Here is a 12,972-nt window from a genome sequence, read left to right on the forward strand (position 1 = left end):
ATGCCCGGAGGCCGTCGCGGCGCGCTTTACCCGGGCCTGCCGCCCCCTCGACAATGCGTGCGCCCATGTTCGTCTCGATCCCCAACCGTCGCGCCAAAGCCCCGCTGCGCTGGGCCGTGCCGATGCTGTTTGTATTGTTGTGGGTGACGTTCCTGTGGGCGAGCACGCGCTCGGCCAACGAGCACTACGCCCTGCTGCTGGACTGGGGCGCGCTGTACGGCGAGCCGGTCGGCACCGACGGTGTCCTGGTCAACTGGCTCGACCCCGGCCCCTGGCTGCGCCTGGTGACGGCGTTGTTCCTGCATGCCGACTGGGCCCACCTGCTGGGCAACCTGGTGTTCTTGCTGATCTTCGGCCTGCCGGCCGAGCGGCTGATGGGCGCCTGGCGGTTGCTGGTGCTGTTCGTGCTGGGCGGGGCGGTGGCGAACCTGGCTGCGGTGCTGGCGATCGGCGCGCCGGACCGGTTGATCATCGGCGCCAGTGGCGCGGTGTCCTCGCTGATCGGCGCGTACCTGGCATTGTTCCCGCGCGCACGGCTGGGCGTGGTCGTGCCGCTGGGCCTGTTCCTGGAGTTCGTCCGCGCGCCGGCCTCGCTGTTGATCGGAGTGTGGGCCCTGCTGCAGGTGTTCTTCGCCTACATCGGCCCGGCCTTCGGCGCCGTGGCCTGGGCCGCGCATCTGGCCGGGTTTCTGGTCGGCGTGGCCTTCGCGCTGGTCTCGCGCCACGCGATCGGCCAGCGGCTGCGGCGGCTCAAGGGCTACTGAAGGCCAGCGTTGGGGCCTCAGGATGGGCATGCGCGGGCCAGCCATGGCATCGCCCATCCCAAGCCCGACTCTTATACTTTGGCCATGACCGCCAAGACGCTCTACAAGATCACCTTCCTCACCCACGGCAAGGTCTACGAGCTGTACGCGCAGCGCGTGGAGAGCGGGCGGCTGTGGGGCTTTGTCGAAGTCTCGGACCTGGTGTTCGATGTGCACGACGGCCTGGTCGTCGATCCGACCGAAGAACGGCTGCAGGCCGAATTCGGCCACACCCGCACGCTGCATCTGCCGATGCAGAGCGTGCTGCGGGTCGAGGAAGTCGAGAAAAAAGGGCAGTCGGCGATCCGCGATGCGACCTCGGGCGAGAAGGTCGTCACGCCGTTCCCGCTGCCTGCCAAGCCGCGCTGAGCGGGCCGCGCAACACGGCGCGCTACACTTGCCGGCCGCGGCCACGCCGCCATCGCACGCATGCTGCGATGCTGCCCGACGGACGCTCCCATCACCCAGGCACCCGCCCAAGGCAACGATGACGACACCTCAGGAACTGCTGCAGACCCACGGCCCGCGCGAATCGATGGAGTACGACGTGGTCGTCGTCGGCGCCGGCCCTGGTGGCCTGTCGACCGCGATCCGGCTCAAGCAACTGGCTGCGCAGGCCGGGCGCGAGGTGTCGGTCTGCGTGCTGGAGAAAGGCTCCGAACCCGGTGCGCACATCCTCTCGGGCGCGATCGTCGACCCGCGCGCATTGACCGAACTGATCCCCGACTGGCAGGCCAAGGGCGCGCCGCTCAAGCAGGCGGTCACGCGCGATGCGTTCCTGTTCCTGGACGAGACCGGCGCGAAGGCCACGCCGGATTTTCTGCTGCCCGACTGCTTCAAGAACCACGGCAACTACATTGTCAGCCTCGGCGCGGTCACGCGCTGGTTGGCGACGCAGGCCGAAGCCCTGGGCGTGGAGATCTTCCCCGGCTTCGCCGCGGCCGAAGTGCTCTACACCGACGAGGGTGCAGTGCGCGGCGTGGCAACGGGCAACCTGGGCATCGGCAAGGACGGCCAGCCGACCGCCGAGTTCCAGCTGGGCATGGAACTGCATGCCAAGTACACGATCTTCGCCGAGGGCTCGCGCGGGCAGCTGGGCCGCGAACTGATCGCACGCTTCGCGCTCGACGAGGGCCGCGACCCGCAGAGCTACGGCCTGGGCATCAAGGAGCTGTGGCAGGTCGATCCGGCCAAGCATGAGCCGGGCTTGGTGGTGCACACCGCCGGCTGGCCGTTGACCGACGACACCTACGGCGGCTCGTTCCTCTACCACGCCGAGGATGGCAAGGTCGCGATCGGCCTGGTCGTCGGCTTGGACTACCGCAACCCCTGGCTGAGTCCGTTCGAAGAGTTCCAGCGGTTCAAGACGCATCCGGCGATCCGCAAGTATCTGGAGGGCGGCAAGCGCATCGGCTACGGCGCGCGCTCGATCACCGCCGGCGGCCTGCTGTCGATCCCCAAGCTGGTGTTCCCCGGCGGCGCATTCGTCGGCTGCGAGGCCGGCACGCTCAACGCCAGCCGGATCAAGGGCAGCCATGCGGCGATCAAGACCGGCATGCTCGCCGCCGAGGCGGCGTTTGCGGCGCTGGGCGAGGGCCGCGGCGGCGACGAGCTGGCCGCCTATCCGGCCGCGTTCGAATCGAGCTGGCTGCATGCCGAACTCGCGCAGTCCAAGAACTTCAAGCAGTGGTTCAAGAAGGGCCGTACGACCGCGACGCTGATGACCGGTGTCGAACAATGGCTGCTGCCCAAGCTCGGCATCCGCACGCCGCCCTGGACGCTGCACCGCGACCGCCCCGACCACGCCTGCCTGGAGCCGGCCGCGCAGCACGCGAAGATCGCGTATCCCAAGCCCGATGGCGTGCTGACGTTCGACCGCCTGAGCTCGGTGTACCTGTCGAGCACCAATCACGACGAGGACCAGCCCGCGCATCTCACGCTCAAGGATCCGCGCGTGCCGGTGGATGTGAACCTGGCGACCTATGGCGGGCCGGAGGCGCGCTATTGCCCGGCAGCGGTCTACGAGTTTGTCGAAGGGCCCGACGGCCCGCGGTTGCAGATCAACGCGCAGAACTGCGTGCACTGCAAGACCTGCGACATCAAGGACCCGACCCAGAACATCGTCTGGGTCGCCCCGCAAGGCGGCGGCGGTCCGAACTACGCGGGGATGTGAGCCTGTGCGGCGCGCGGCGATGCTGCGCTGCCGCGACGGAACGCCGCAGGCATTTTCGCCGACCTGGCCGTATACTCGCCCACAGCTGTGGTCCGCGGACCATGTCGCCAAAGCCAAGGGTGCTTCGTGCGCAACTACGATCTCGAATTCCTCAAGCGCTTCTCGATGGTGCTGGTGTTTCTGACCATCGTCACACTGGGCCTGATTGCTGGCGCCTGGTTCCTGCATCGTTCGGTGCCGACCGAAGTTCCGCCCAATGTCGCCCAGCGCACCGAGGCGCGCATCGCGCCGGTGGGCGCGGTCTACGCCGGCGCCACCGGTGCCGCCGCGCAGGCAGCCGCATCGGCCGCTGCGGCTGCGGCCGCGACCTCGCAGGCCGCCTACGGCGGCACGCTCGAAGGCTCGGTGATCTTCGAGAACCTGTGCGCGGGCTGCCACACCTCCGGCGCCGGCGGCGCGCCGACGCTCGACCACGCGCACTGGGATGCGCGCCTCGCCCAGGGCAAGGAGACGCTGTACAAGCATTCGATCGAAGGCTTCACCGGCGCGGCCGGCGTGATGCCCGCGCGCGGCGGCAACCCGGCGCTGACCGACGAGCAGATGCATGCCGTGGTCGATTGGATGGTCGACAACCTGAAGTAAGCCCTGTCGGGCATGCGCACCACCTGGACGCCGCCTTCGGGCGGCGTCGTCGTGTCAGGCCCTCGAGGCCGATGGAGAGTCCCTATGTGCCGTCCCCCTCATGCCCGTCTGCTGCCACGTCTGCTCGCCTGTGCCTGGATCGCCATCGGCCCGGTCGCTACGTATGCGGCGCCGCCGGTCGTCTTCGTCGACGCCCCTGTCGCCGCGCCGCGCACGATCACGCTGGTGGGGCAGGTCACCGGTGCCTTCGGCGACGGGCTCGGTGGCTGGTTCCTGCAGACCGATAAGCCCGAGCGCGGTCTGCCACCGGCGGTGTTCGTGGACGCCCGCGGGCACGACGACGCACCGGCCGCGGGCGCGCATGTGCGGGTCGCCGGCGCCCTGACGAACGTCGATGGTGTGCCGACGCTGCAGCCGTCCCGCATCGAGGTGCTGACCACGCCCGCGCCGCGACTCGCGCCCCTGGTGCTCACCTCACCCCCCAATGACTGGGCGGCCTTGGCCGGCCGCTGGGTGCGCATCGATGCGCCGCTGACCCTGACCGGCCAGCACGACCGCGCACGGCGCGGGACACTGATCGCAAGCTTCGACGGCCGGCTGTACTCGCCGACCGAGATCGCCTGGCCCGGACGCGACGCGGCAATGGTGCAGGCCGCCAACGCCCTCAATCGCGTGCTGCTCGACGATGGCCGCGACGCGGCGCCCGACGCCGGCCTGCCCTGGTACCTGCCCGCGCATGCGCAGGCGCTGCGCACCGGCAGCGTCCTGACCGGCGTCGAAGGCATCGTCGACCATCGCGACGGCGCGTGGCGGCTGCAACTGACCGCGCCACTGCAGGCGCAGCCGGCGCCGCGTCCACCGGCACCGATGGTCGAAGGCGATGTGCGTCTGGCCGCCTTCAATCTGGAAAACCTGTTCAACGGCGATGGCCGCGGCGGCGGCTTCCCCACGCCACGCGGGGCGCGCGCACCGGCCGAACTGGCGCGCCAGATCGACGGCCTGGTCTCGACCATCAGCGCGCTGGATGTCGATGTCGCCGCACTGATGGAACTGGAGAACGACGGCTACGATGCGTATTCGAGCATCGCGCAACTGGTCGATGCCCTGAACGCCGCGGGCCCGGCGCGCGACTGGCGCTTCGTCGACACCGGCACGGGCCCCGGCACCAATCCGGTCCGGGTCGGCTTGATCTACCGCAACACCCGCGTGCGCCCAAAGGGCGCGCCGGCCATGCTCGAAGGCGGGCCCTTCGTCGAACTGAGCCGCGTGCCGCTGGCGCAGGCCTTCGTGCCGCTGCGCGATGGCCGCGCGGACGGTGCCGATTTCAGCGTCGTCGCGGTGCATCTCAAGTCCAAGGGCTGCCGCGATGCCGCCGGTGCCGATACCGACGGGGGCGACGGCCAGGCCTGCTGGAAGGCAACACGCACCGAATCGGCGCAGCGCCTGCGCGATTGGCTGGCCACCGCACCGACCCCGGCCGCCGAGCGCATCGCCGTGGTCGGCGACTTCAACGCCTATGCGATGGAGGATCCGGTGCGCGTGTTCATCGATGCCGGCTGGCGCGACCCGTTCGCTCGTGCCGAGCCGCCTGCCCACAGCTTCGTGTTCGACGGCCAGGCCGGTCGCCTGGACCATGTGATGCTGAGCCCGGCGCTGGCCACGCGCCTGGCCGGCGCTGCGAAATGGCACAGCAACGCCGACGAGCCGGTCGACATCCGCGAGCGTGAGGCAAACGGCCCGTGGCGCAGCTCCGACCACGACCCGCTGGTGATCGGGCTGCGTCTGCGTGCGCACTGACGCACGCGGCGAATGCCGGGGCGGCGCCGGGCATGCAGACATGACGGCTGCGCATGTCCGCCACGGTGCCGTCGCGGCGGGCTCGGTATCATCAGCGCCATGATGTCCCCCACCTTTCCCACGCAATCGGGCCCATTGACGCTGGCCGGCCCGGTCGGCGCACTCGAAGCCGCACTCGACCTGCCCGACGCCGATGTCCCTGCGCTGCCGCTGGTGGCGGTGGTCTGCCATCCGCTGCCCACCGAGGGCGGCACGATGCACAACAAGGTCGTGACGATGGTCGCGCGCTCGCTGCGCGAACTCGGGGCGACGACGCTGCGCTTCAATTTCCGCGGCACCGGCGCCTCCGAAGGCCAGTTCGACCGCGGCGACGGCGAGACCGACGACCTGACCGCCGTGGTCGAGTGGGTGCGTCGCGAGCGGCCGGGCGATGCGCTGTGGCTGGCCGGTTTCAGTTTCGGCGCCTACGTGTCGTTGCGTGCCAGCGATGCGTTGAAGCCCGATCTGCTGATCTCGGTCGCCCCGCCCGCCGGGCGCTGGGATTTCGACCGCATCGTGCTGCCGGACTGCCCGTGGCTGGTGATCCAGGGCGAGTCCGATGAAATCGTCGATCCCGAGGCGGTCTACCGCTGGCTCGAGGAACGCGACGCCCAAGCCGAGCTGGTGCGCATGCCCGACACCGGCCATTTCTTCCACCGCCGGATGATCGACCTGCGCGGCGTGGTCAAGAACGGCGTCCGCGGCTACCTGCCCACAGCACGATGAGTCGGCTCCGCCATGCCCGTCCCGGCCACGCACTGACGCGAGGCCGGCGATGAGCCTGCCGCCGCTGCCTTCCGAGCGCTACGCCGCGGGCGTCGCACGCGGCGACTGGCAGCACGACCCGGCGCAGCAGCCGGCGCTGGTCGAGCTCGACCGGCTGCACCGGGCCCTGCACGAGCCGCCGCCCAGGCGCGGCCTGCTCGGCCGGCTGTTCGGCGGTGAGGGCCACAGCGACGGCATTCCCGGGCTGTACCTGTGGGGCGGCGTGGGGCGCGGCAAGACCTTCATGATCGACCTGTTCCACGATGGCCTGGCGCTACGGACACTCAAGGGCGAGGCGCGCGCCGACGCGCCGGCGCCGACCGCGCCGCGCGACCCCGAACGCAGCCCCGAGCCCGATCCCCGGCTGGGCGGCAAGCGGCGCACGCACTTCCACCGGTTCATGCGCGAGGTGCACACCGCGCTGCGCGCCCATGCCGGCGAGCGCGATCCGCTCGCCGCGATCGTCCGCGGTTGGCGCGACGCCGGGCTGCGTGTGCTCGTGCTCGACGAATTCTTCGTCAGCGACATCGGCGATGCGATGCTGCTGGCACGGCTGCTCGAACGCATGGTCGCCGACGGCATCGTGCTGGTGACCAGTTCCAATGCCGCGCCCGGCGACCTGTACAAGGACGGCCTGCAGCGCGCGCGTTTCCTGCCGGCGATCGCCCTGATCGAGCAGCACTGCCATGTGGTGTATCTGGAGAGCGACACCGACTATCGCCTGCGCGCGCTGACCCGCTCGCCGGTCTACCGCGCGCCACTCGATGCAGGCGCCGACGCCTGGCTCGACACACGCTGGCGCGAGCTCGGCGGCGACGATGCGCATCGCGATGCCGGCATCGAACTCGACGGCCGCCGCATCCCGGTGCGCGCGCGCTGTACCGGCATGGCCTGGTTCGATTTCGACGCACTGTGCGAAGGCCCGCGCGGCGCCAGCGACTACATCCAGATCGCGACCGAGTTCCACACGGTGCTGCTGGGCGGCGTGCCGACGATGGACGGCCGCCGCGACGATGCCGCGCGCCGTTTCGTCACGCTGATCGACGAGCTCTACGATCGCAGCGTCAATCTGGTGTGCACCGCCGACACCGAACCGCCACAGCTCTACACCGGCGAGCGGCTGTCGGCGGCCTTCGAACGCACCGCCTCGCGTCTGATCGAGATGCGCAGCGCCGAGTATCTGCTGCGGGCACATCGCACGTAGTGGTCACCGCCCGCGGTGTCGCGCGGGCCCCATCGGATCACCCACGCGCCCGACTGGCCAGCCGGCCCGGGCCGGCGTGCTGCGCGCGGACATTCCATCTCGCCATACCGCCAGTCCGGATGACCATTTCTGTCGCTCCCGCGGCCATGGCCCACTGCCTGCCCCTCCCCGTATTGCAGTGCAGCAGATGTCCAGCCCCTCGCGCCTTGCGGCCGCCCTCCTGGCGGCCCTGTCTGTCCCCTCTCTCGCCGCCGCACAGGACGCGGACGGTCATGCAGACGCCGGAGCGCGCACGCTGGGCACGGTGACCGTGACCGGCTCCCACATCCGCCGTGCGGACGCCGAGACGGCGAACCCGGTGCAGGTCATCGACCGGCAGGCGCTCGAAACCTCGGGCAAGGTCACCGTCGCCGACGTGCTGCGGTCGATCTCGGCCCACACCGGCAACGCCGCCAATGAGACCAGCAACAGCGGCTGGGCGTCGGGCTCGGCCGGGATCGGGCTGCGCGGCCTGTCGCAGAAGAACACGCTGGTGCTGCTCAACGGCCGCCGGCTGGCCAACTACGGTTTTCCGGCCGGCGGGCTGTCGGACACCTTCGTCAACCTCAACGCGCTGCCGCTGGTCGCGGTCGAACGCATCGAGGTGCTCAAGGACGGCGCCTCGGCGGTCTACGGCTCGGACGCGGTCGCCGGCGTGGTCAACATCATCACCCGCCAGAACTTCCAGGGCCTGGACGTGGGCGGCAGCCTGGGTACGTCCGATGCTGGCGGGCTGGACACGCAGCGTGCGCGGCTGGTCGGCGGCATCGGCGACCTCGACACCGACGGCTACAACCTGCTCTTCAGCCTGGAGGCCTACGACCGCGACCGGCTCGACCAGGACCAGCGCGCGCTCACCCGTTCGGGCATCTACACCGACAAGCCCGGCGGCCGCTGGAACGGCTGGTCGGCCAAGGGCGCGCGCTTCCTCGTCAACGGGGCCTCGGTGCCGCTGCTCGATGCCGCGGGCCACTGCCCGCAAGGCATGGTGCTGACCGCGAGCGCGCCGATCGACGGACTCGCCGGCGACACCTGCGCGATCAATCTCGCGCCCTACACGACGCTGATTCCCGCAACCGAACGCTACCAGGCTTACGTCAACGGGACGGTCCGCATCAACGACACCACCGAGGCATTCGGCGAACTGGTGGTGAGCCGGATCCGCGGCGCATCGCTGTTCGGCTCCAGCCCCTACTTCACGCTCGAGGGCGGGCGCTTCGCGCTCAACGCGCAGAGCGGACTGGCCGAGCCGGTGTCCAACCTGCTGCCGGCCGGCAACCCCTACAACCCCTACGGCGTCGCCACGCCGATCGAGTACACCTTCTTCGACCTGGGCCAATCGCTCAAGACCAACCGCTCGACCGCCTATCGGGTGCTCGGCGGCGTGCGCGGCCAGTTCTCCGACACCTGGGACTGGGAGGCCGCGGCGTTCGCAGCGCGCAGCAAGGAGGAAGAAACCGTCGCCGGCGGCTTCGCCAACCGCTGGACGCTGGCGCAGGCACTCGCCGACGGCAGCCTGAACCTGCACGCGCCATCGACGACGCCGCAAGCGGTGCTCGACGCGATCGCGCTCAGCACGCTGCGACCGGCCGACTCGCGGCTGACCGGCGTCGACTTCAAGGTTTCGGGCAGCCTGTTCGAGCTGCCGGCGGGCACCGTGGGCTTCGCGGCCGGCGCCGAATGGCGGCACGAGTCGCTGGTCTCGCGCAACCCGTGGCAGATCGATGCCGGCCTGCAGGTGCGCCCGGCGATCGCGGCGGTCGACGGCGACCGCGATGTCGCCGCGCTCTACGCCGAGGTCAACGTGCCGGTGACCCCGACGCTGGAACTGCAACTGGCCGGACGCGGCGATCATTACAGTGACTTCGGCAGCGCGTTCTCGCCCAAGGCCGGGCTGCGCTGGCAGCCGCTCGATGCGCTGCTGGTCCGCGCCTCGGCCTCGCGCGGCTTCCGCGCGCCCTCGCTGTCGGAAAACTCGGCCTCCACCAGCATCGCCTACGGCTCGGTCGTCGATCCCTATGATCCCGATGTTGCCGATTCGCGCCAGACGCCGACGTTCTTCACTGTCGGCAACACCGATCTCGATCCCGAGCGCACGCGCAGCTACAACCTGGGCGTCGTCGTCTCGCCGTGGGCCGACACCAGCCTGAGCGTGGATTGGTACCGGGTGGAGCTCGACAACCTGGTGGGCACCGGCAACACCACCACGATCGTGCAGACCAACGACCCGGCCGATGTCGTGCGCGACGCCCGCGGCAAGCTGGTGGCCGTCTACAACCGCTACCAGAACTTGAGCGAGTTGCAGACCTCGGGCCTGGATGCCGAGCTGCGCCAGCGCTGGCACACCGGCAATGCGGGCAGCTTCGGGCTGTCGAGCGTGTTCACCCACGTGCTCGACTACAAGCGCCCGCAAACGATCGGCGGTCCGCTGGTCGACTATGCCGGCAGCAACCTCGGCCCCTCGCTGCCGCGCAACAAGGCGACGACGACCCTGGACTGGAAGATCGGCGATTTCGACACCGGCCTGACCTGGTACCGCACCGGCGGTTACGACCAGAAGGCCAGTGCCGCGGCGCGCGCGGCGCAGTCGCGGGTCGACGCCTATGACCAGTTCGATCTCTACCTCGCCTGGTCGGGCATCGAGCGGCTGACGCTCTACGCCAAGGTCGAGAACGTCAGCGATGAGACGCCGCCGCATGACGCGTCCTTCCCCGGCATCCGCGCGCCCTACGACTTCAGCCAGTACGACCTGCGCGGGCGCTACTTCCAGGTGGGTTTCGACTACCGCTTCTGACCGTTCGCCGCCGATCTCACCGCACCCGCTCCCCGCGCCCCGACGGCGCTCCCGCAACGCGCGCTTGCGCGTTGCGCAGGCGCCGCCCCACACCGGATACGCCGATGCCCGACGCTTCCCTCCACCGCGCCCCGAGCGCGGCCGTTTCTTCCGCAGCGCGCCGATGCGGCTGCTGCTGGCCTTGCTCGCGCTGCTGCCGCTGGTCGCGGTCGCGCAGACCGCTTATTACTTTCCACAGGCCCAGGCCGCGGACTTCGACCCCGACGTGCCCACGCCCGAGCAGTTCCTCGGCTATCCGCTGGGAACCCACTACACACGGCACGACCGCATCGTCGACTACTTCCGCGAACTGGCGCGCGTGTCCGACCGGATCACGCTGCAGCAGACCGGGCGCAGCTACGAGGAGCGCCCATTGGTCGCCGCGATCGTCACCTCGGCCGCCAACCACGGCCGGCTCGAAGCGCTGCGCGCCGCGCACGCGACCCAGCGCGATCCCGCTGCGGCCGTGCCCACGCAATTGCCGGTCGTCGTCGGCCTGTACTACAGCGTGCACGGCAACGAGACGTCGAGCGGCGAGGCCGCGCTGCTGACCGCCTACTACCTGGCCGCGCATCGCGGCGCGGAGACCGCGCGCTGGCTCGATGAGGCGATCGTTTTGATCGACCCAGCGCAGAACCCCGACGGCCGCGACCGCGCGGCGAACTGGCACAACGCGTGGAAGTCGAACCCGCCGGTCGCCGACCCGCTGGACAAGGAACACGTCGAGCCGTTCCCGATGGGTCGCACCAACCACTACTTCACCGACCTCAACCGCGACTGGCTCGCGGTCACCCAACGCGAGACCCGGCCCAAGCTCGACCTGTTCCACCAATGGACGCCGAACGTGCAGATCGACTTCCACGAGATGGGCGCCGGCAGTACGTACTACTTCGAGCCGTCGCCGGCGAGCATGCACAGCCCGCTGTTGCCGCAAGCCTCCTACGACTTCAACGTCACGCTGGCGCGCTATCACGCCCAGGGGCTCGATGCGCTCGGCTCGCTGTACTACACAAAAGAGAACTTCGACAACTTCTCGCCGGTCTACGGCTCGACCTATCCCGACTTCCACGGCGGGGTCGGTGTCACGGTCGAGCAGGGCAGCTCGCGCGGCCTGGTGCAGGACACCGCCGGCGGCCCGCTGGAGTTCCGCTTCACGATCCGCAACCAGGTCGCGACCGGGCTGGCGACGCTGCGCGGCGCGGTCGCCGAGAAGTCCGGATTGCTGGCGCTGCAGAAGGATTTCTTCCGCTCGGCGCTCAGCCAGGGCCGGCGCCACGACGCGGCCGCGTTCGTGTTCGGCGATGCGCACGATCCGTCGCTGACCCGGCGCCTGCTCGACCTGCTGCTGCTGCACCGCATCGAGGTCCATGCACTGGCGCGCGAGACGACGATCGACGGCACCACGTTCTCCCCCGGCAGCGCCTACGTCGTGCCGTCGGCGCAACCGCAGTTCCGGCTGGTGCATGCGATCTTCGAGACCACGCCCGAGGTGAAGGAGAGCGTCTACGGCAGCACCTCGTACGCGATCGCGCACGCCTACGGCATCGCATTCGCACGCGCGCGCCGGACACCGGCGCTGGGCGAGCAGGTGCAGGCGTTACCACCCGTCGAGGCTGGCGTCCTCGGCGGCCAGGCGCGCTACGCCTATGCGATCGACTGGCGCGACCAGGCCGCACCGCGCGTGCTCGCCACGCTGCTGGCGCAGGACATCCGCGTGCGCAGCGCATTCCAGCCATTCACCGCGCGCACCGCGGACGGCGAGACCGCGTTCTCCTACGGCACGCTGGTGGTGCCGCTCGCCGGACAGGCGCTGGCGGCCGAGGCGCTGCACGCGGCGGTCGATGCGGCGACCCGCGAGGCCGGGGTGCGCGCGCATGCGCTGTCGACCGGGCAGAGCGTGGCCGGCATCGACCTGGGCAGCGACAGCGTGCGCCCGCTGCGCAAGCCCAGGATCGCGCTGGTCATGGGCCAGGGCGTCAACGCGACCGAGATCGGCTCGACCTGGTTCGCGCTGAGCGAGCAGCTGCGTTGGCCGGCGACCCGGCTCGACCCGACCCAGCTGGCGCACGCGCCGCTGGGCGACTACACCAGCCTCGTGCTGGCCGGCGGCCATTACGAAGACTGGAGCGAGGCGACGATCGAGGCGCTGCGCGGCTGGATCCGCGCAGGCGGCTCGCTGGTGACCTTCGGCAGTGCCTCGCAGTGGGCGATCGATCGCAAGCTCGTCGACGGCCTGGGCCAGGCCCCGGCCCGCGACGAGGATGACACCGGCCGCGCCGACTTCGGCGACCGCCGCGACCTGCTGGCCGAGGATCGCATCTCCGGCAACCTGGTCTCGGCCGATGCCGACATCAGCCATCCGCTGGCCTTCGGCGTGCCGCGCCGCGCGCTCTTCGTCAACAAGGAAACAGCAGTGGTGCTGCCACCGGCGCGCGACCGCTTCTCGACTGTCGTGCGCATCGGCGATGCGCCGCTGGTCAACGGCTACGTCTCGGCGCGCAACCGCACCCGGCTCGGCGGCGCGCCGTGGGCGGTCGTCGCCGCGACCGGGCGCGGGAACGTCGTGCTGTTCGCCGACGACCCGGCGCACCGCAAGTACTGGCACGGCACCGAACGTCTGCTGCTCAATGCGTTGCTGCTGTCCGACCAGTTGGTGCCGGCCGGGCGTCGCTGAGTC

General features: G+C 70.3%; 9 protein-coding genes. All 9 read left to right on the forward strand.

Annotated elements, in window-relative coordinates; genetic code table 11:
* The first annotated feature begins 65 nt into the window (after window positions 1–65).
* The 9 genes from BEN78_05760 to BEN78_05800 all read left to right on the forward strand — a co-directional run bounded on the left by BEN78_05760 (window position 66) and on the right by BEN78_05800 (window position 12,969).
* Window positions 66–764, forward strand: a complete 699-nt coding sequence (locus BEN78_05760) for a rhomboid family intramembrane serine protease (GenBank protein ID ASR42955.1) — start codon at window positions 66–68, stop codon at window positions 762–764.
* An 84-nt stretch (window positions 765–848) separates the two neighbouring features.
* Complete coding sequence (locus BEN78_05765) at window positions 849–1,172, forward strand: hypothetical protein (GenBank protein ASR42956.1); 324 nt, start codon at window positions 849–851, stop codon at window positions 1,170–1,172.
* A gap of 118 nt (window positions 1,173–1,290) precedes the next feature.
* Window positions 1,291–2,976, forward strand: a complete 1,686-nt coding sequence (locus BEN78_05770) for an electron transfer flavoprotein-ubiquinone oxidoreductase (GenBank protein ID ASR42957.1) — start codon at window positions 1,291–1,293, stop codon at window positions 2,974–2,976.
* A gap of 126 nt (window positions 2,977–3,102) precedes the next feature.
* Window positions 3,103–3,618, forward strand: coding sequence for a cytochrome C class I (locus tag BEN78_05775; protein ID ASR42958.1), 516 nt, complete (start codon window positions 3,103–3,105; stop codon window positions 3,616–3,618).
* 84 nt (window positions 3,619–3,702) lie between these two features.
* Window positions 3,703–5,415, forward strand: coding sequence for a hypothetical protein (locus BEN78_05780; GenBank protein ASR42959.1), 1,713 nt, complete (start codon window positions 3,703–3,705; stop codon window positions 5,413–5,415).
* 99 nt (window positions 5,416–5,514) lie between these two features.
* Window positions 5,515–6,180, forward strand: a complete 666-nt coding sequence (locus tag BEN78_05785) for an alpha/beta hydrolase (GenBank protein ID ASR42960.1) — start codon at window positions 5,515–5,517, stop codon at window positions 6,178–6,180.
* A 49-nt stretch (window positions 6,181–6,229) separates the two neighbouring features.
* Window positions 6,230–7,423: an ATPase gene (locus BEN78_05790; GenBank protein ASR42961.1), complete on the forward strand. Its 1,194-nt coding sequence runs from the start codon at window positions 6,230–6,232 to the stop codon at window positions 7,421–7,423.
* 187 nt (window positions 7,424–7,610) lie between these two features.
* Window positions 7,611–10,256 (forward strand): TonB-dependent receptor, encoded by a 2,646-nt coding sequence (locus tag BEN78_05795; GenBank protein ASR42962.1) that lies wholly within the window; start codon window positions 7,611–7,613, stop codon window positions 10,254–10,256.
* Window positions 10,257–10,419: 163 nt separating this feature from the next.
* Window positions 10,420–12,969 (forward strand): peptidase M14, encoded by a 2,550-nt coding sequence (locus BEN78_05800; protein ID ASR42963.1) that lies wholly within the window; start codon window positions 10,420–10,422, stop codon window positions 12,967–12,969.
* Window positions 12,970–12,972: the final 3 nt, after the last annotated feature.

Source organism: Xanthomonas citri pv. mangiferaeindicae (assembly GCA_002240395.1).
Taxonomy (GTDB): Bacteria; Pseudomonadota; Gammaproteobacteria; order Xanthomonadales; family Xanthomonadaceae; genus Luteimonas; species Luteimonas citri_A.

Excerpts from the sequence above, each read along its gene's own strand:
- BEN78_05765 (ASR42956.1), top strand. The coding sequence starts at position 849 with ATGACCGCCAAGACGCTCTACAAGATCACCTTCCTCACCCACGGCAAG.
- BEN78_05795 (ASR42962.1), top strand. The coding sequence starts at position 7,611 with ATGTCCAGCCCCTCGCGCCTTGCGGCCGCCCTCCTGGCGGCCCTGTCT.
- BEN78_05760 (ASR42955.1), top strand. The coding sequence starts at position 66 with ATGTTCGTCTCGATCCCCAACCGTCGCGCCAAAGCCCCGCTGCGCTGG.
- BEN78_05790 (ASR42961.1), top strand. The coding sequence starts at position 6,230 with ATGAGCCTGCCGCCGCTGCCTTCCGAGCGCTACGCCGCGGGCGTCGCA.
- BEN78_05785 (ASR42960.1), top strand. The coding sequence starts at position 5,515 with ATGATGTCCCCCACCTTTCCCACGCAATCGGGCCCATTGACGCTGGCC.
- BEN78_05770 (ASR42957.1), top strand. The coding sequence starts at position 1,291 with ATGACGACACCTCAGGAACTGCTGCAGACCCACGGCCCGCGCGAATCG.
- BEN78_05800 (ASR42963.1), top strand. The coding sequence starts at position 10,420 with ATGCGGCTGCTGCTGGCCTTGCTCGCGCTGCTGCCGCTGGTCGCGGTC.
- BEN78_05780 (ASR42959.1), top strand. The coding sequence starts at position 3,703 with ATGTGCCGTCCCCCTCATGCCCGTCTGCTGCCACGTCTGCTCGCCTGT.